The organism is Edaphobacter aggregans DSM 19364 (assembly GCF_000745965.1).
GTDB classification, from domain to species: Bacteria; Acidobacteriota; Terriglobia; order Terriglobales; family Acidobacteriaceae; genus Edaphobacter; species Edaphobacter aggregans.
In genome coordinates this window covers 1-18,953 of record NZ_JQKI01000043.1, presented here as the reverse complement: position 1 = coordinate 18,953, position 18,953 = coordinate 1, and the positions used below count along the sequence as shown (strand labels likewise).

General features: G+C 54.5%; 9 protein-coding genes. 4 read left to right on the top strand and 5 right to left on the bottom strand.

Annotated elements, in window-relative coordinates:
* Positions 1-38: 38 nt before the first annotated feature.
* Together Q363_RS16910 and Q363_RS16905 are read right to left on the bottom strand one after the other, a co-directional pair.
* Positions 39-2,900 (bottom strand): DEAD/DEAH box helicase, encoded by a 2,862-nt coding sequence (locus tag Q363_RS16910; RefSeq protein ID WP_035352367.1) that lies wholly within the window; start codon positions 2,898-2,900, stop codon positions 39-41.
* On the bottom strand, positions 2,893-5,619 hold the full coding sequence (locus Q363_RS16905; protein ID WP_035352365.1) for a hypothetical protein: 2,727 nt from the start codon (positions 5,617-5,619) through the stop codon (positions 2,893-2,895). The genes Q363_RS16910 and Q363_RS16905 overlap by 8 nt, the downstream gene beginning before the upstream one ends.
* Before the next feature lie 296 nt (positions 5,620-5,915).
* Between Q363_RS16905 and Q363_RS16900 the strand changes: the two genes are divergently transcribed.
* The 4 genes from Q363_RS16900 (at position 5,916) to Q363_RS16885 (ending at position 16,446) form a co-directional block, all read left to right on the top strand.
* Positions 5,916-8,132, top strand: a complete 2,217-nt coding sequence (locus Q363_RS16900) for an MBL fold metallo-hydrolase (protein WP_157467027.1) — start codon at positions 5,916-5,918, stop codon at positions 8,130-8,132.
* A 275-nt stretch (positions 8,133-8,407) separates the two neighbouring features.
* Entirely contained in the window at positions 8,408-14,479 is a 6,072-nt protein-coding gene (locus tag Q363_RS16895) for an AAA family ATPase (protein WP_157467024.1), read from the top strand.
* Positions 14,448-15,557 carry a hypothetical protein gene (locus tag Q363_RS16890; protein WP_035352359.1) on the top strand — a complete coding sequence of 370 codons (1,110 nt, stop codon included), beginning with the start codon at positions 14,448-14,450 and terminating at the stop codon, positions 15,555-15,557. Before Q363_RS16895 ends, Q363_RS16890 begins: the two co-directional genes overlap by 32 nt.
* Before the next feature lie 625 nt (positions 15,558-16,182).
* Positions 16,183-16,446 carry a hypothetical protein gene (locus Q363_RS16885; RefSeq protein WP_035352357.1) on the top strand — a complete coding sequence of 88 codons (264 nt, stop codon included), beginning with the start codon at positions 16,183-16,185 and terminating at the stop codon, positions 16,444-16,446.
* A 101-nt stretch (positions 16,447-16,547) separates the two neighbouring features.
* Here Q363_RS16885 and Q363_RS16880 read toward each other — a convergent pair whose 3' ends face one another.
* From Q363_RS16880 to Q363_RS16870, 3 genes are all read right to left on the bottom strand, one after another.
* A complete protein-coding gene (locus Q363_RS16880) occupies positions 16,548-17,273 on the bottom strand; it encodes a TatD family hydrolase (RefSeq protein ID WP_051978890.1) in 726 nt (241 codons plus the stop codon).
* 251 nt (positions 17,274-17,524) lie between these two features.
* On the bottom strand, positions 17,525-18,028 hold the full coding sequence (locus tag Q363_RS46335) for a 7-cyano-7-deazaguanine synthase (RefSeq protein ID WP_425387695.1): 504 nt from the start codon (positions 18,026-18,028) through the stop codon (positions 17,525-17,527).
* On the bottom strand, positions 17,932-18,573 hold the full coding sequence (locus Q363_RS16870; protein ID WP_157467016.1) for a pepsin/retropepsin-like aspartic protease family protein: 642 nt from the start codon (positions 18,571-18,573) through the stop codon (positions 17,932-17,934). Before Q363_RS16870 ends, Q363_RS46335 begins: the two co-directional genes overlap by 97 nt.
* Positions 18,574-18,953: the final 380 nt, after the last annotated feature.

The following is an 18,953-nucleotide window of genomic DNA, read 5'->3' as shown; positions in this document are numbered from 1 at the left end:
AATCGATCTTCTCTTCACGGAGAGCTTGTAGCAGTGAGTCAAATACCGCTCCAAGTACGCTCGGCACCACTACCGGCCACCGGGCCTCTGAGACCTGCATCAAACGAAGCACGGCAGCCGTGAATCTTGGCCCGGATGCTTCGAATCCCTCCGGCGCCGACCATTGGATCAATGCGAATGCCACTCCCTTCGCGCGAAACCCAACGTCCGATCGGGAACGAAATAATCGAGGCATCATCGCGGCCTTCGTTGTCACTGTCATTGAACGTTATGGCACTTCGCGAGCGCAGCGTGTCGCAGATCGCGGCAAGGTAGTCCGGCCAGACGGATTGCAACGTAGCGTGCTCAGTGACAGACAGATGATCGAGGCGCTGAAGAACACACTTCTCGATCGACGGATAAACCACCTCCGCCAAACCAAGCGTTTCGAGGGAGTGGCTTCGCCGAAGCAGGAACTCCAGGCCCAGCAAACGAAAGGTGTCGTCTTCCATTTCTTTTCGATTCGCGTCCCAAAATTGTTCCCATGCCTCTGGCCATGTTTTGTTGCCCGTCACTCGGGTCGTATGTTGAACAGAGGATTCTCGCGCAAAGAACTGGCTTAGCTCATTTCGGCCCTTCATTATTCGGGCCCAGTCCGCCATTGACCGGCCGTCCTGCTCCGCGTGAAGATCAGTTTGCTTTTTTCGAACTGCCACTTCAAGCGCGGCCCGGATCTCTGGGTCATCGGCCTCTTTGATTGCATTTTCAAGCGTTTCGATTTCGCGTTTCAGCTTGACGGAATCGACCGACGTACCCAAAAGCCTGGTGATAACGATGCGGCTTAAGAGGATTTCGTGCTGATAGGTCAGATGAGGGCCTAGACGGGCCGCCTGGCGCCGACTGTCGCTGAAAGTGAGGAGTTGCCTGCCTCCGGATGGAAGGATCTTGCGCATGGCGCTATTAGTATTGGGAGGCATGGCAGCAAGCACGCTCTCGGCTACCGCTGGCAGTGTTAATACATCCGGAAGCGCCATCGGCTCAAACTGTCCGACACTCGCATCGCAATTTGGGCAGCTCATGTACCGCACAAAATGAGCCGCACGGGAATGGATATCGATGGTCGAGCGACTCTCGAGGTCGATGAACCAGTCGGGCTCTGCATCGGATAAGGCGGCGGGCCGAAGAAGGTAGTGCCCCTGGGCGGGGTCGTGGTCTTCGTCTTCGGGTACCGGCTGATAATCGTTCCACTCCGACCGTGCGCGCATCCGGTCTCCTGCCGAGGTTCCAGCAAGCAACCAATCGCTGCAGTTCCGGCAGATAGTGAGCGTCAGTGTGGCCGAATGGCACGCCGGACAAAACTCGGCAAAATCTGGAATCAGAAGGCCAGCTTCTTCTACGACACGTCTGCGGTCCCCTGTACATGCTGGATTCAGACAGACGGAAAAGTGCCCAGGTGCTCGCACTTGGATGTGCAGTTTATGGGGAATCACTGGTAGTTGATCGGCTTCGTTGCGAGCTCTTGCAGTAAGTTGCAAAAGCGCCGTGGCGCTTTTCTCAGCAACATCCAGACTAGCGCCAGGAAAAAGGTGTTCCGCTACTTCACGTAGACGGACCACGGACTGCCCATCGCGCGACCTCTTCCAGAAAAACTCGTCCAGACTATGGACAATTGGCGCTCTTGAAAGCGCATAGTGCAGAACGCGCGCCGGAAACGTCTCACTCGCCAGTTCCTGGACAACACTTTCAGAAACAAACGGCGCGATACATTGTCGAGCGATGGCTGCCGTTTTGGAATCTTCAATCAACTCCCGCTTCTCCGAATCGAGGATCGGCAAGGTCTCGAGCGGTCTAGCGTCGATTATCTCCGCCGGGGGAGGTGATGCAGGCCCTGCCGCCTCAGGCAAATCCCTGCGGTGTGGGCGGCCGTAGATCGGATAGACCAACTCCGGACTTTTTGAGAACAAAGTTGCCCCAAACTGGCGGAGTTCGTTGGTGTTGCCCCCGAGAGTCGCCGATGTTGCAATCTGCAGAACGCGTTCAGTACTTACGCCGCAACGAAGCGCCACCCGGCGCATCAGCAGGCAAATCTCAGCTGCCAGAGTGCCGCTGTAGAGGTGGACTTCATCGAGCACGAACGACCGGAGCGAAGGACCAAAGAAGGAAGCATCCTGCGGCCTGCACAACATGTACTCGAGCATGGAGTAATTGGTGATGAGAATATCGGGTGGCGTGCGGCGCCCCTGTTCGCGCGTCAGAATCCGCGAAGGATTCGGAGTTAGATGCGCTAGGGTTGATCGATTCAGCTCGCGCGTATTCTCGGGAGTCTCCGATGTGAAGTGCAAGAAAGTCACCCGGTCCTGCGTTTCAGGCTGATCTTCGAGCCACGCATTTAGGCGGTCAACCTGGTCGTTCACCAGTGCATTCATTGGATAGAGAAAGATCGCCCGCACGCCGGAGTTCCCCGGCTTTCGGGGATTTCTATAAAGATCGTTCAAAACCGGCAACAGGAAAGATTCAGTTTTGCCGGCGCCGGTGCCGGCAGTTACGATCAGAGCCGGGCGAGTATCTCGTTGATCTCCATTGACCGCGGTAACGATCGCCTCTTCTTGGTGGCGATAGAGCGGCCGTGATTCTGGACACCTGTGCGGATGATTCAACTGGGCAAGCAGGCGGAAATCGAAGAGACCTTGCGCTGCAAGACTCGCAAGGGTATCGCGGCCCGTTTCGCTCGGGAAGAGACATTCAACCCAGAGTTGACCTACGACTCCACCGGATAGTTCATCGCCTGCCCATGCTTCACGGCACATCTTCAACATCTTTTCGTCGCGCAGCGGACGATAGCTTGTGGCCAACTCGACAATCCTGCGACGCAGATCTCGTTCCGCAGCCAAAGCATCCAGCTGAAGTGCATTGTTATTCATACTTTCTAAGCCCCTTGAGTTTGAGCAGATAAGACACAAGAAACGCGCAGCACGCGCGAGAGCGAGATACGGCAACCATCAGGCGGTTCGTATCTGCAGGCTCCCCATCAAAAAGTGCCTCTGCCGGACGAAGTATGTTCTCCTGGAAGAAGCTGTCATCGAGCGGCCGGGCATCTGTCCAGCTTTTCAGTTCGCTCAATGCCTCCGAACGAAGGTACTGGTAGCTGCTCATTCCAGTCGGCGGCTTTCCGTAGCCCGCGTTCTGCTCGATCAGATCGGCAGCGTGCCCGAACAATGCCCGGTACTCGGTTTCAATTCGGCTGATCTGTACAGGACTAGGCACCTTGCGAAACGAGTTGTTGTCCAGTATCGTTGGCACCTTCGCCTCCGCTTCCCGCAGATTTGTCCAGAGGATCTCGGAGACAATTTTCGCCAGGAGAACGGGGTGGGCGATTAAGAGCAGTGTAGTCGACAGAGAGATCGTTCCCTTTTCAAATGCTGTCGTCACTTCAGACTGAAGATCAGTCCAAATTTGCATGCATTCGCCGGCCCTGGGCTGCCAATTCCAAAGAAAAGTCCGGAGCGGGTTAATGTAGAACTCGAGAGCAACTCTGGACACCTCCGCACCGGCTGGAGACGCCGAGTCGATCCAGGCCTTGAACGTCTCGATTCTGAATTGGCTCGCTTGTGCCTGCACGGGCTCTCGGAAAGGCTTCATCAAAACCGGAAACCGCCACCAACGCAGCGCGCTTGCGGTCGCATACCAACCGCTATCCCGACTGAGAGTGTTTGTCCATGCATCGCAGAGCAGCGGCCAGATCTTCGAGTGCGGCTCAACATGGAAGCGGGCGCCGCGCCATCCTCCATCAAGTTCAATTGCCCAGCTCATTGGCCCCGCGACGCTACGACTCGAGACCGAAAAACCCTGGTTATCCGATTGTGGCGTCACAACATCTGAAATTAGTCGGCGCGGCAGCGAAGAACCTCGTTCCCACACCCAGATCCTGAAGTCATCAATCGCCTCGATCGGTTCCCGTAGGACGAGCAGGTACCGCCCAGGTTCTTCGAGAACGGCCGCAAGCATTCCCGTCGAATAAACGGCAGGGGCGAGCGTGATCCGGCTCGACGTCACCTCGTTCATCAGTCCAAACCGTAGTTGCAGGCTTTCGCCACACGCAATGTAGCGCTGCCTTCTCGACGACCTCGGGAGTGCCAGCAGAGGCTGGCTACCCAGCGTTAGCCACGGGTCGGCCGACTGATCTTCACTCCAGCTCGTTGCCAGAATCCGGCCGTCGAGATTCCCTCCATCGAGCGCTTTGCCCTGCAAGATCGGATGCCACTCGCCAGCGCCATCCTGAAATGCAGCTCCTGTAGCGTGTTCGCTGGCCTGTTCTGACCTGCATGAGACAGTCAACTCTTCTTCGCCACGATGAAGCGACAGATGCGCGACCCTGTTCTCGTATTTGCGGATAGGCGAAATATCAATCTGAGCTGTCCGGCCCGTGAATCGTCGCCCGCAGAAGCGGAAGCCATCGATCGCCCATCCCGGCGGGGCGATTACTTCGACCGAGAGTGAGTTAATAGACAGTTCTCGGATCCGCAACGAGCTTCCCTTAAGCGTCATTGTCGCAATCGATGGAAGCTCCGGCGCCCATATTGCACTGCCGTCTAATATGACTTCCATGGCTGGCGGAAAGCCGTGCGGGAACGAATATAACGACCAATAGTCACTGCGATCCAAGCAATTGACTTCGCCGAGATTCGTGAATATCCGGGCTTCACTGCGAGTGATGAGAAAGTATCCGCGTCCTCCTTCGGCTTGAAAACGGGTCAAGTCGCGAACCAGACGCCCCGTGCTCTCCTCCCACAGCAAGACATCCAAGTCGTCGGGCCAAAGTTCCAGTCGTTCCTTGTAAAGGGTTCCGCTCTGACCGATTACCCGCACCTCACGGGTAGGATTCTGGAGGGCATTCCAGACGCCAATGCGGAGGCATCCGCCTTCGAGTTCCCTGCTCCCGTCCTCGTTACGGATCAAACGCAACACTTCGTTAAAGCCCTCAACATAGAGCCGCAAGGTGCTGGCCGCCGAAGCGTCGACCTCGCCTGGCAGGAAGTCCGAAAGTCTGATTTCAAATTCTCTCTTCTTGAACTTTGCGGTACTCAGAAGTGTGGAGACTTGGTTGTCATCCAACATTCCGATTCCAGGTAGTGCGAATTTGCGTTCGCCCGAAAGGCTCGCTTTGATAGCGCTGTGAGCTTCAGATGGATACCACGGATTTCTAAGCAAGTCCTCTTCGAGGTCCGTATCGTTGAGACTCGCGCTCCATTTATGCAGCAACCACCAAAGCCGTTTGAAGGTGTCAGATCCGTTGTAGCCTGTCTCTCCGAGCAGCGTCTTCATCGTTTCCGGCATGCTGAAGCCGGCCAGCCAGGCCCAGAGTCGCGCTGCGCCTGACTTCCCGCTGAACCCCACCTGTAACTGGACCGTACGCCAAAAGCGATGCTTTCCCGGAAGATCAAGCTGATGCCGCAGGCCAAGCGAAAGGCACGTATCGGCCAGAGAGTCACGGGCCTCCTGAATCGGATACATCCCTGAACGGAACAATGATGCTCGCAAAGTGGGGCTGCAGGCGTCGGCGACTCGTTCCCATAACGGATCTTCCATATCGAGCGTGCGCGAAACCGCCGACCCAACGACCAGAAGAACGATTCCTCCCATCCTGCTATTGGCGCGAGGACACTCCGTCCCCGGGCAACGAGCCGCCCATTCGAGAATCTTCTGCCAAACGGATTCGCGCAGGCCACAGTCAACCAGCGACCATCTTTCGTCTTCTCCCGATGCAGCCAGAAAGCGATTCCCGAAATTCTGAATCTCAGACGTCAAGGTTGGAATGAATTGGGGAGAGCTGGCCGGAATTTGTCCAAGCAAACCCGTGACCGGAATATAAGAGACCGTACGCATTCTGCAATGTATCCCGAGGGGTACGGGTTGAAAACACTAAGCAACGATACAATTTGATTCCAAAGATGATATCAACAATTTCGCTTCCCAACGAAGTTATCGAAGAGTCACCGCAAGGCGGCGCGCTTCTGGTTCAGCGTGCACGTGAATTTGTAGAAACGGTAGTAAAAAATGGGCCGACGAATGGATCGTTGCCGACTATCGCAACCTCCAAAGGGCCTTTTTCGCCAGTGCTGCTCAATGCACTATTACGCGCCTACCCTGAACCGCATCAAGCGATGCTGAGGCTGAGACCGCAGTTGCAAAGAGCCGCCTCGATCGCAGAAGTACTTGAGGCCCTCCGGCTCGGAGATATCCCACACCCTGTGGCATTGCGAGCCACCCTCAAGCAAAGGATTATGGGTCCCTACAAGACGCATGCGGCGGACGTCTTTTTCGACTTCCTTTATGGAGCGCTACAGTTGATGGTGTTGCATCGAGGAATGGAAACAGCGCAACAATATGAAGAGCTGTTTCAACTTGCAGCGAGCCAGATATATTCCCTGGTCTCAGTTGGAACGTCGGATCTGTCGTATCACGTTGAGCACTTCCTGGCTCACGCTGCAATCTTCGTTTCCATGAAAGATTATTCGGACCTCTGGTCTTCGGTCGTTCAAGAAGCCTCGCTGCTCATTGAAGCATGGGGCATGACAGCCCCTCCCGAGGGCGTCTTTGTTCACTGTGCCCTGAATCTCAGGATGAATTGCCATCGCATGCCTACCAGTGACCTGCCCTACGATCTGATCAAGTTCTTACGCAGCCGTGTTCGCGAGAAGCAAATGACCTACACGGACGCCTATGAGGTCATGACGCTTGCGCTCGGATGGAGACAATCCTCAGGGCTGCTTCGAGTGCTTTGGACGACTGCCGTCAATGATTACTCGAGCTATGAGCGAGGAATGGTTACAAAGCTGGCTGAGGCCGGTGCCGATGATGTTTGGACGATCGCTAAAAAGCGAGGATATTGCTCTGAACTCGGCATTTCCTATGTAAGGTCAGATCGGCCCCTTACTCAGGCGAATGAATTCGCCCTATCTTTCCCAGGGGGCTGGACGATTGGCGGGACTTCGATCATCTGTAAGGCCGGAAAACTCCGCATCCTTCTGGATTGCGGGGCGACGGCACTCGGCGCACGCGGAGGCAGTGAACCTGATCTTGAGTTGCTTGACGCTGTTATCATCAGCCACGCCCACCAGGACCATATAGGCGGACTCCTCGAGCTTTACCGCAGAGGGTACGCAGGGAATTGGTACGGTACGCGCCATACTGGAATCCTCGGCCGGCTGACGCTTCAGGATGCCATCAAACTGCATCGCGGCATGTACGGTAGCGAAGCAGTCTACGACGACGTATTGCTCGAAACAGTGATGGAGAGATTCATTCCAGCCGACTACGGAATAGAAATCGACCTTGATGAAGACGTAAGCATCAAGCCCTTCCCGGCCGGTCACGTGTCAGGTTCTTGCCAATGGCAGATACGGCATAGCGAGAAGAGATTTGTGTTTTCCGGCGATTTCAATTTGCGCGCGAACCTTTCCGATGCGACGCGCGGTCTTGAATACCCATCAGAGGAGGAGATCGATTCGACGATTGGCCTCGTTGTGGAAGGCACGTATGCCTTCAGCCCAGAGCGCATTCTTGACAATTTCGAAGCACGGGAATCATTGATTGAACAAATTCGCAAATGCGGGAAAGGCCCGGTATTGGTACCGGTCCTGAGTCTCGGACGGGCGCAAGAGGTATGCGCGGCGCTGTCTGGGACAGAATTCCGAGTTGGAGTCTTCGGCTTGGCGGCAAGGATGACGCGCGCCGTGTCCCGCCTCCTTAGTGACAATATTGTCTTCGATGACCGACCACCGGTATCGATAAGGCCAGGCGACTTTGACGTTCTGGTCGCTTCGTCAGGATGCCTTCAAGGAGGCCCTTCGAAGATCTTCTATGAAAACCCTGAATTCAAGGGCGTGCCTGTTATATTAACGGGCCACATCTTCCCGGGTACGCCGGCGAAAGCCATTATGGATCGTGTTCCGAGGGTACGGTTTTCGGCCCATGCGGCCGCTGCGGACTGGCAGACGTACGTGAGTAAGTTCGAAAAGGCGCGAAAGTTCGTGATTCATCTGCCGGGCTGGCCGAATCCGTCAAAACTAAACGGCACAGATGTCCCGCATAGGCACTCCGAATATCTTCTGAAGCCACTATTCGAGGAAATGCAGCCTCATGACCCTTGCTGATGTCCCAACGCTACTGTTGGAGTGTCAAACACACAAGGCCGTAATCGATGATGGCGTATACAGAGCCTCTTAGTTCGACTGAGCGAGTATAGGCTGCGATATAGTGCTCCTAACAATGAGTGAACGTATCCCTTGTGGTCAAGGGTAATCCGCTCAGCCAATTAGTGAAGAGAGTCCCACGTTCGTTGGACTCCTGCATTAGAAATTTCGCCGTAGAATGCTTGATGCCACTTCGACCCGAATCGACATGTAGGCAACACGATGGGAGACGAAATTTGGAAGCGTGGAGTTTTCCTACAACGGCGGAGCGCCTTTGGAACAGCCTGGATAGCGATCGCCAGGAACAAATTATCGCTTCATGCGCAAACGTCACCCGGGCTAAGAAATGCAAGCCTATCTTAGAATTGATCGCTGAGAAGCGGCACACCCGCGAACAAACACTTCTCAAGTGGCCTATAGAAAGATTTGAGGCTGCCATCAAAGAGATGAGCCGCAGCGAAGCTAAGCTGATTCTCTGGGCTTTTGTTTCGAAAGCGAATGAAGCGCTTCCTGAAGACGTACGAGAGCACATACCTCGCACCGAGATCGACGAAGGCGGCTCACTCCGCACCGATACCCTCGAAGAGGGTATCGGTGCCCTGTTGAAGGTACATCCGCTCGAAAACGTTCAACTCTACATGCAGATGTGGTACGTGTTCGATCCCCATCTATGCGCTCACTTGCCCGAAATGGATTTCGCACGCATCAAGCAGTTGATGTTGGAGGAAGAAAAATCTGGAGAATCCGACAACATTGAAATTGGGGATGAAGAGGACGAAACCGAGACTGGCGAACCGGAATCTGACTGGGAACGGGTTCCTCAACCAACAACCAATCAAGGGGACCAGACGGAGACGATCCAATCCATAACGGATCGCCTCGGCGATCTCAGAAAACAGTTCGCAGAAATCGCGGAGGCGTTCTCCACGCTTGCGATGGAGTACGCCGTCGGGGTGATTCCAGATCCGAGCTTTGATCCGAACGTCTCCGCCATTAAATCCGAATTTGCGGAAGTCGCCAAGGTAATTCAATCGATCATGGTCGAACTCGAAATCCCAGCTTTCGTCGAACCGCCGGCATCATTGACGGTCCTCGATCAAGCGATCCTGGAGATCCGGCGAGTACAGAACCTCCGCGAGAGTTCGCGTCATCAAATCGAGGATGCATGTCAGATTCTGCACACAGTCCTTTCGCTGAGGAGTAAAGAGGGGCGCGACGTACCCGGCCTCGACGCATGCCGGCTCGGCGCTGCCGACCTGCGGGCCAAGATTCAACAAAACAGCGGGCCCCAATTGCCTCCTGAAATCCTCAGCGAATTGAGTTCCTACGAAACAATTCTAAGGATGCTCGAAAACGGAATTGCTGCGCTAGATGAGAACCCGCAGGCCGTTGAGCAGATCGCCAAGAGTTTCGGTGCGGGTCTAGTGTTCGCTCTTGGCAGTGGCGCAATCGTTGCAACCGAACCCATTGCTGCTCCTAAATTGCCGACTGTACCCCATGTCAGCGAAATCGCAGCGAAAAGGCACCCATCGAGAACTTCTGCGATCGAAGAAACAGGAGCCTCGGCTAGTGTCGATGATCATTCAATTTCAAGCAGTGAAGCCGCGCCTCAGAATTATTTATCAGATGCTGCCTCAGAAGAATCTACAACGTCCTTGCCTCAGGCGACCTGCCGATCTATATCGGAATCTTCCAAGTACGTTGATCCTACCCAACCAAACATAGAGACTCAGGCGACAGAAGAAACGATCGATGAGCTCCATGCGATCGATAAATCGGCAGATGACGATGAGTTGGTCCCTTCCCAGGCCGGGTTCGAACCTTGTGAGGATGAGACCGCTTCTGCCTGTGCGGCCGTCATCAGTCTGGCCAACGGCAACATACCGTTCGATTCCCTTCAGCGCCTTATGTGGATCGCCCTGAGTGAACAGAAATACGGCGCCGCATACCATCTGTCTCATAACCTTGATAGCCAAACAGATTCGACAAATATTTGGTCGACGCGTATCCGGGCTGCGATTCTGGGGCAGGCGATCGCCAACCCTTCCGGACCTATTTTTGAACAGCTTAGAAGCGACTTTGCCACGATCGCAGATGCCCCGGATCCCGATTCCAAAGGACTGGCCCTGGCTTTCCGGCTGCTTCGGGTTTCTTCCGCCCTTCGGCCCGCGGTCCTTGCGCCTGATTCGAACGCAAGTGTCCTTATAGAGCCCAGTACGATCAGCGGCTCACGCCTTGACAAGCTCTACTGGCTTTGCAAGAACGTGTCCGATTATGCCAATCTGCAAATGCCCCTCGATCTCGCGGCGCTGGAATTTATCGACACATCCGTCAACTTCGCCCAGAGGTTTAGCGCACTCAAGAATGAAATGTTGGATTGGTGGAATCGCGCTCACCATCTTAACCTCAAATATGCGCCGGCTGCCAAGATTTGGAAGTCCTGGCTAGACTCCAAGGCTCCTATCGGTCGCATTATCCAACCGATCCTAACTAATGATCGCAATAGCATCGCCGACGTAAAAGCGCACATCGAGAGTTTCTCGACCGACGAGAGGATTCGCTGGGCAATCAATAGTGATGCAAAATCCATCAAGCATTACGGCTTCGAAGGATCTATCAACTACAAAGCCCTTGCTGTCTTTACTCGCCACGTCCGTGAAGCTGTCGATCTTGCTCGCCGCTGGGTTGCGCTCCTCGAGCACGCTTCTCCCGATCAGAGGGACTACCGCCGTGCACGCTTGCTGGACTTGCGCATGATTCTCGACTCTGCCCAGGCTGAACTCAAGGCAGAACTGGATCAAACCGCGGCCAACGCCACTGATATGCGCGTCGCGATCGCCGCGCAATTCTGCCTCCGCTCCTTTGACAGCCTCCTCGCCCTGCTTCATCCGGCCAGAGGGCAAAGGACGGATGAGCCACCGATCAAATACTTGCTCTCTTCGGATTTGTTACTTGTCCCGGGCCTACCTATGACAGAAGAATGGGAGCCGCTGTTGAGCTCCGGGCAATTGCAACGCCTTTTGGTGAGTCAGCTAGCATCGTCAGCTACGGAAGATTGGAATAAATCTCTCGATTTCATTAGTGAAAACCGCCGGGACCACAAGGCGGTTGACCGGATTATCGACTACCTGACGTGGGAGAAGACCCACGAAGAGCTTATTGACCGTCTCACCACTGCTCAGGAGCAGCATCTCAAACAGTGTCAGGCAGCGCTGAAACGGCAGATCGAGCAATGCATTCGCGCAGTCGAGGCCGGCGTCAGCCTGGGCCTTGTGCGTGAGCACGAACGTGCAGAGTTTCTGGATCGGATCGATCAAATATCTTCGCGCCTAGATTCGGTCCGGAATTTCGAAGTTGAAGAGGACATCCTCAAGGGAATTCACACGGCGATCGAAAGTTCTCGGATGCGCCAGGTCGAACACGTCAAAGAGCGTATCGAATCGGAAGGAGTTCAAAAGGAAGGGCCCGCCTACGAACGCATTCTCGCCGCTATGGATAGGGGTGACGTCGATACTGCGAACGAATATATCGATCTCATTCTTCGTAATGACGAACTGCCTGCTCCGATGGAGCAGGTGAACGATTCTCTCAAGAACTTCTACCCGAAAGTCGCAGCCGAGCTTGAAACGTTTCTCTCCGCAGATTCAGCGAACCTGGCCTCGTATGTCGAGAACGGCAAGAGCTTTTCAGGCGTCGACATGCGCCAGATTCCCGGAGACCAGCTAGATGAAGCGGTAGCGATGCTCGATGCGTGGTTTACGCTGAAAAAAGGCAAACGCACCAAACCAGAACCGCTTAAGACCTTCTTCGAAAGGCTTGGCTTCGAAGTCTATCACCTGAGCGAACCAAGCGGATCGCAGCGCGTCTTTCTCACTCTGGACGTTCGGCCGCTGACGCATCGCGATCGCTGCCCGACTCCGTACTTCGGCTCTACCGCCGGTGGGCATTATCGCGTCATCTGTCTTTGGGACCGTCCGTCTGAAGATGAAATTCTGAACGTCGTAAGACAGGGTCGGAATGGACCTCCTGCGATCGTGCTCTACTTCGGACGGCTTGCGGAGCAGAAGCGTCGTGCAATAGCGCAACAGGGCCGGCACGACAATCTCAGTTTCATCGTTATCGATGATCTCCTCGTAGCGTTCCTTTGCGGAGTACGCGGCTCCCGCTTGCCGGTAATGTTCGATTGTACGCTTCCATTCACGTGCCTGAACCCGTACACCATGACCTCTTCCATCGTTCCACCGGAGATGTTCTATGGCCGGCGTTCGGAACGCGATCAGATCATCGATCCCATGGGCTCGTGCTTCGTTTATGGCGGCCGTCAATTGGGAAAAACCGCACTCCTGCTTTCGATCAGGGATGAGTTTCATCATCCAGCCGAACAACGGATAGCCCTGTGGATCGATCTTAAGTCGTCCACCGACGACATATGGACCGTCATCGCTCGTGGCATCAGGGATCTCGCCGATGCAGACCTACAAATTGGCAACGTACAGGAAAGACAGAAACTACTGGAGAGGATTCATGCCTGGCTCGATGCAGATAAGAAGAGACGATTTCTCCTTCTGCTCGACGAGGCCGACCGCTTCCTCGAATTGGATTCCAAGGAAGACTTTTCTCGCACCTCCAGCCTCAAAGGCTTGATGGAGAAGACCAACCGCCGCTTCAAGGTTGTGTTTGCTGGACTCCACAACGTGCAGCGCGCCACCAAGGAGCAGAATCATCCATTGGCGCATTTCGGAGAGCCGATTTGTATTGGGCCTTTGCTCAACCGTGGGGAGGGAAAGGAAGCCCGCGCCTTGATTGAACGCCCGTTCTGGGCACTAGGATACCGCTTCGAATCCCCCGACTTGATCGTCCGGATTCTCTCACGCACCAACTACTACCCGAGCCTGATTCAGCTTTACTGCTATCAAATATTCCAGGCAATCAAGCTGGATAATGCGTGCATCCGCAGTGGGCCGCCATTTGTGATTACCGAGAAGCATGTAGATGAAGCCTACTCCACATTCCAGAATCCGATTCGTGAGAAGTTCGAGCTCACGCTCAATCTTGATCCTCGATACCGGGTTCTTACGCTGATCATTGCGTTGAATACTCTTCACGGAGCATCACGCATGATGAGCGTGAGCGATATTCGCGAATTGGCCTTCGCGTGGTGGAAGCAAGGTTTCGCCGAACTCCGCACGGAAGAGGATTTCAGAGTCCTGCTTGATGAAATGCAGGGACTTGGCATCCTCCGCGAGAAAGCAGGTGAATATGCGCTTCGTGCGGTCAATCTCTTCTCGTTGCTTGGCAGCCAGGACCAGATCGAACAGAAGCTCTTGCAGAGTGCCGACGAAGCGCCGCCAGAGCCATATTCGGCGCACATTCATCGCACCAGTGACCGGAAGCAATACTGGAGACGTAATCCGTTAACCGACCAACAGTACAACGACCTGCGTGGCGAGCGCAATTCAGTCTCGCTGATTTTTGGCTCAAAGGCCGCTGGTCTTGACGATGTCGAACGCTTTCTCGCACAGGCGGTCGATTCGAGTCACTACGTGACGTGCGATATAGCTGTCAGCGATCGTTTTGCATTCAAGAAGTTTCTAGAGAATGTTCGTGAGAAAGCCCAGAGCGGCACAACGCTTGTCATTGTTCGCAGTAGCCCGTGGACGACCGCGTGGATTCAGGAAGCCACGACGATGTCGGAAGGACGAACCCGTTTCACAAGTGTTGTCTTTCTGGCCGATCCCGCGACCACGTGGGGCATCGTCCTCGATCGGTCAACCATTGAATGCATGGTTGCTGATCGCAGGCTCAACAGCCTCTCGCTTCAGCCGTGGCATCGCGCCGCGCTAAACTCGTGGCTCGGCGACTGCTCGATCGGCTCAAACGCCGTCGACGAAGAAAAGAAAATCAGTGCGATAACTGGCCGGTGGCCGTTTCTCCTAGACCAGTTCCGGAGCCTGATCGTTGCGGGGAATATGAGTTGGCAGTCGGCCTTGGAAGACCTCTGCAGGCAGTTGAACGATAGAGGGGCGCGCACCTCCTATATGGAGGCATTTGGGCTCAAGCATGAAGCCCCTCTAAAAGTTTTGAAAGCAATCGTTGACCTCGATGGCTCGGCCAGTCAGGAAGTTCTATCTGGTCTTGTTGAGGGAGTATCCAAGCCTATGATCGAAGCTGCCTTTTACTGGGCGGATCGACTCAATCTGATTCAACCCGGCCAGCAAAGTGGCGAATGGGTTGTCGATGCCGTCGTACAGGGACTCCTCAAAGACAGGACTGATAATGGACTGGTGGACAATCCCGGGGCCGCGTAGCTTCCTGGACGCCGTCATTGACGACGTTAGAGAAGGCAAGTCAGTATTCCTGGTCCTTCCGGAGAACACTCCGGGCAGGATCTCCCAATCATTGAAGGAAGCTCTTCGTGAGGACTTCAATTGGGAGACCGTAAGTGTCGTTCCTGGTGTAAGCCCGGTGGATCTCCTCTACAAGCTGCTTGTGCCAAACGCGGATCCGCGGCGGTTGAGAAGCGAGTCCAGTCTCGCCGGCGAACAGAGCTTTCAACGTAAGCTGATCTGGATTGAAGAAATCCCGGCAGAGCACTGGGCCGCATGGTCAAGATTCTTTCTCGAATACGAGCGCGTCAGCCGGGCTGTTCCGGAGTCGCGCCGGTCGCTGTTCCTAATTCGCATGATCGGCCCCGCAGTTGCTCCCAAGCCTCCTGTGGCCGTCGGTTTGAGCAGTCTGCGTTGGGACGGGTGGTTGCGCCGAAATGATATGCAGCTCTACAGCAATGGCTGCATCAGAGAAAGAAAGTCCGGACTCGAGACCGATCTGACGGCTGCTCTTGTAGCTGAACTTGGAGGATGGGACCCTGCCCTTTGTGAGTACCTGGCGGACTTTGAACTCTACAAGCTTATTCAGCCTGCTCAGTTGCTCGCGCAATTCGCGTCGGAAAGAGATTGGTGTTTTGAACCGGGGCCATATGATGAGAAGGCCTGGAGTATAGGTTTATGGCAATCCTACCTTGGAAAGCAGGCACCTCACACATCGTTTGGGGCATTTCTCCTAGGCGAGCGTTTTCTGAAGCGCCTTTTATGGAAAGCTGAAATCGGCATCCTCATGCCGTACATAGAAGAGAAGAGGCAGGCGTTGATTGAGCAATATCGAATGCACATTAAACTTCCCTATTACTCCAAATACGGCGTAATTAACGATGTGTACGATCTCGAAATCGGCATGTTGGAATTGTTGCTCAACAAGTCAGATGTCCCATCCAAAGCGGTACTCCAATTTATCAACAACCTGAAGCTGGCACGCAATCAGCTGTCACACATGACGCCTGTCGACAGGTTCGTTTTGCTGGCATTATGCAGAAACGCAGAGGAAGAGTGATCCGCAGGATCAAATAAATTGTGAGTTTTCGGCAAGCCTGCGTACTCAAAAACCTGGACTAATTCTTGGCGGCTTTGCCGGGACTGAGCGTGGGTGAGAGCATCCGGTTGACGTCGTCCACTGAAAAGGCCTGGGGATCGAAGTCATCGCTCATCCACAGAGACCTTCGCCGTCCTAAGCGTCTCTATCTCACTTCGTTCCAGGTTCGACTCGGGCGCATAGAGAACAACCGCATGGGCTGTTGGGGCGCGCAGAGAGTGGAACTACTTTGACCCGCCGCCGCGATCCCGGTGATTGCAGGAAGAAGAAGAAGCACTAGACAAAGGAACATTCCCCGAACAGACTTTGAAGACAGCATGATCGCAAGTCTACGTACCAATAGGAGGTTCTCAGCAGATTCTTCAGCTTTAACCAGTCTCGGCGTGCCAAAACGGACATCACTCTTCGCGGTCGCCTCATTCCGCAACACACCCCGGCAGACATAAGAGCAAGGCGATTATCGGAAAGGGAGCCGGGTGGCCCTCGGTTATCACCTCAAAACCGGCCATACGTTATCACTTCAAAACCGGCCAACGGGATTGGCCTAAGACGTGCCAAGGCATACCGGAATCAGCGGAGCCCCGGCGTGATCTTCGGCGGCAAGAGCACTTTCTTTCTCACGCTGGACGCCCAGGAGAAGTTGAGCGTTCACGCAGCCCAGGATCTATTGCGCGATAGATATGTCCGCTTGGACACGGACCCCTCGCAAGAAGAACGAGAGTCCATCGGACTCGATGTGACCGGTGTGGTTGCGTCGAAGACCCTCCGGCTTATGGCGGACCGGACCTGGGACAGCGCGTTCGAACGGCACGAAGCGACCTTCAGAGACATCCTGAACCGGACACGATAAACGCCGCTCGCTACACCTTCACCGTAATGGACTTTCACCATCTACTCCTTGCCGGTCTCCCGGCGCACTACATAAATTTCCCTTTATTGAAGCGCCCCCTGTTACGACGATTGTCGGTCGGTCAGCATCTGTCGAAAGTTCCGACTGACCTGTAGAGTTGCTGCCTCGAGGGTACAGCGCCAAAGATTAGCTAATTCAGAGGCCACGCCAGTGACATCCCAAGGCCCCGCAACAACTTTGCAGTACGGACCGTCGGTCTCAAAAAGCACCCTTTCCTTGGGAATTTGGTTGAGAGTGCCTCTTCCCCTGTTTGCCTGGAACATCGCGGGATTAACAGAGAGATAGTGGCCAGATTCGAGCACTCGCGTTAGGGCGGAACTGTCACCTGTAAACCAATGGAACGTCGCGCCTCTGACGTTGTATTCGTCGAGGAGGTCCGTGGTTTTGTGTTCAGCCTTTCTCGAATGTATGGAAAGGACTTTCCCTGTCTTCTGAATTTCCTTCAGGACGAACCTAAAAGAATTCATTTGGACTTCGCGTGTAGCGAATCCCTCTTTGCCGAAATCGAGGCCAATTTCCCCCACGTAGGAGGTCTTTGGCAACAGTTCGGAAAAGAGACGGTACTCCATGTCAGAATGAGGTGCGAGCAAAGGGTGAAGACCGAGAGACAGGCGCACATTCGACAATTGTGACGCGGGAACGAGCCCGTCTCTGAAATGGCTTGGTAGGTTCGTAACTGCGATGACAGTTACACCTGCACGTCTCGCTTTGTCCGCGATCAGCTTGGGATGTGGGTATCGATCAAGATGGCAATGCGTGTCGATCATCAAGGCACTATACCCGCCATTCTTCGAATATCCTTTCGCGCCTTGTCGCGAAACAGTTGTCGAATTTCGCCAAATGCTCTAATGACTAGACCTGAATAGTCGTCCATCTTCTCGATATCTAGTGTTCCGTTGGATAGCAGGAACGTCTTTATTTGAGTCTCGCTGTAGTTATTTCTCAAAAACGAGACACATGCTCTCAGGTCTGCGGGACCTCGCTCGTTTGCAGCGTTCAGGTCCATGTTCAGCGTCAACTACTCTTTCCCTTCCCCTCTACAAATGTCCAAACCATAGCTCTCCGAATCGAGACCAGCAGAGTGCAATGCCGCTCTTCGGTAGATGCATGGCATGCACCTTCCACATCCACTCGCTGATCGATTCTTCCAATCTTTCGTATGACCGCTTTTCGCGCAGGAGACCGATGCAGCGAAGATCTTCGTCAGGAGTGGTAGATTGAGACACTGCCGCACCGCCTCTCCTTTCGTCTTGGTTAGCAACGGATTAGCGATCTCATTTCCGATACCGACGAGACCAAACATCTTCTGCAGTTGTGCGACATAGTGTGGATGAGCAGTCCTTGTGCTACAGGAGCCCCGCCGAGATGGACTGAGCGGGACATTCAATGCAATCGTGCCATTCTCAGGTAGAAGGATGGGGCCTTTCAGTTTGTAGGCAGAGGCAACGCATACGGCGACGGCGATGAACAAAAGAGATCTTCCACGCAGAGTGATCTCTGGAGAGTCTCCATGATTCCCCACGCCTCGTTCTCTGAGATACAGGAGAGGTCGGCACCATTGTCAAAGAAGAACTCGACGTGCCTTCCATTGATCGTTGCCGGAGCGGGGAGCGAATGACCATCGTGGTGAAATGTTGAGGCGACGCGCAGGCCGCCCTCTTGGTCAGGAAGATTCATGAAAGGTGCATCTTCCTTCTTCTGCGAGGTAATCGCCTTCTTATCTGGGAAGGCTCTCCACTGTGCTTGGCGCGTGACAGCAAGGCTATGGTAACGGCCAGACTTTTGGTAGATATTCGCTAGCCAGTCGTAGGCGTCGTACGCATGTTCGGAAAAAGGCTCGGCTTGAATCACCTGTTTAAATAGCGATTCCGACTCAGGATCATTGAAGACTGCTGCCGCCACGGCACGATAAAAGCTGGCAGTGCTGTCTTGCGCCGCCGCTACTCGAAGTTCGCTCCAGCGCCGTTGGCGGACAAGGTCCTCAAGATTCGAGGGCAAGACCTGCGCTCGTAGCACGGTTGACACCAGGCTCAAGGCAAGTAGGAGGTAGATACTCCTGAGCTTCATGTTTGGCATCCCTCCGAGATCGTTACAACGCAATTACTTACTCATTCTCTGTGCCGGAGCCATCCTCTCACATCCAGATCGGGTTTCGTAACAGTCCCCCACCGGTGTTTCCGACCCGCGATAGATGAAACGTGCAAGGGAGTTGGTGTAGAGTGTTTTCGCGTCGTGGGCATAGAGGTCGGTATGAGATTGGTGCGCATCAGCCCGTGTAACAGTCGGACCCGGAACCCCTTGAGCACCCCGGATTGTCGCCACGGGCGGTTTACCGCCCCGGAGCACGCTTTCTAGATTTCTTCAATCGGGGCTCCACGCCAGCGGCGCAGAGGAGGAGCGATGGAACTTCTGCATCCGCATTGCGCTGGTCTCGATATTCACAAGGA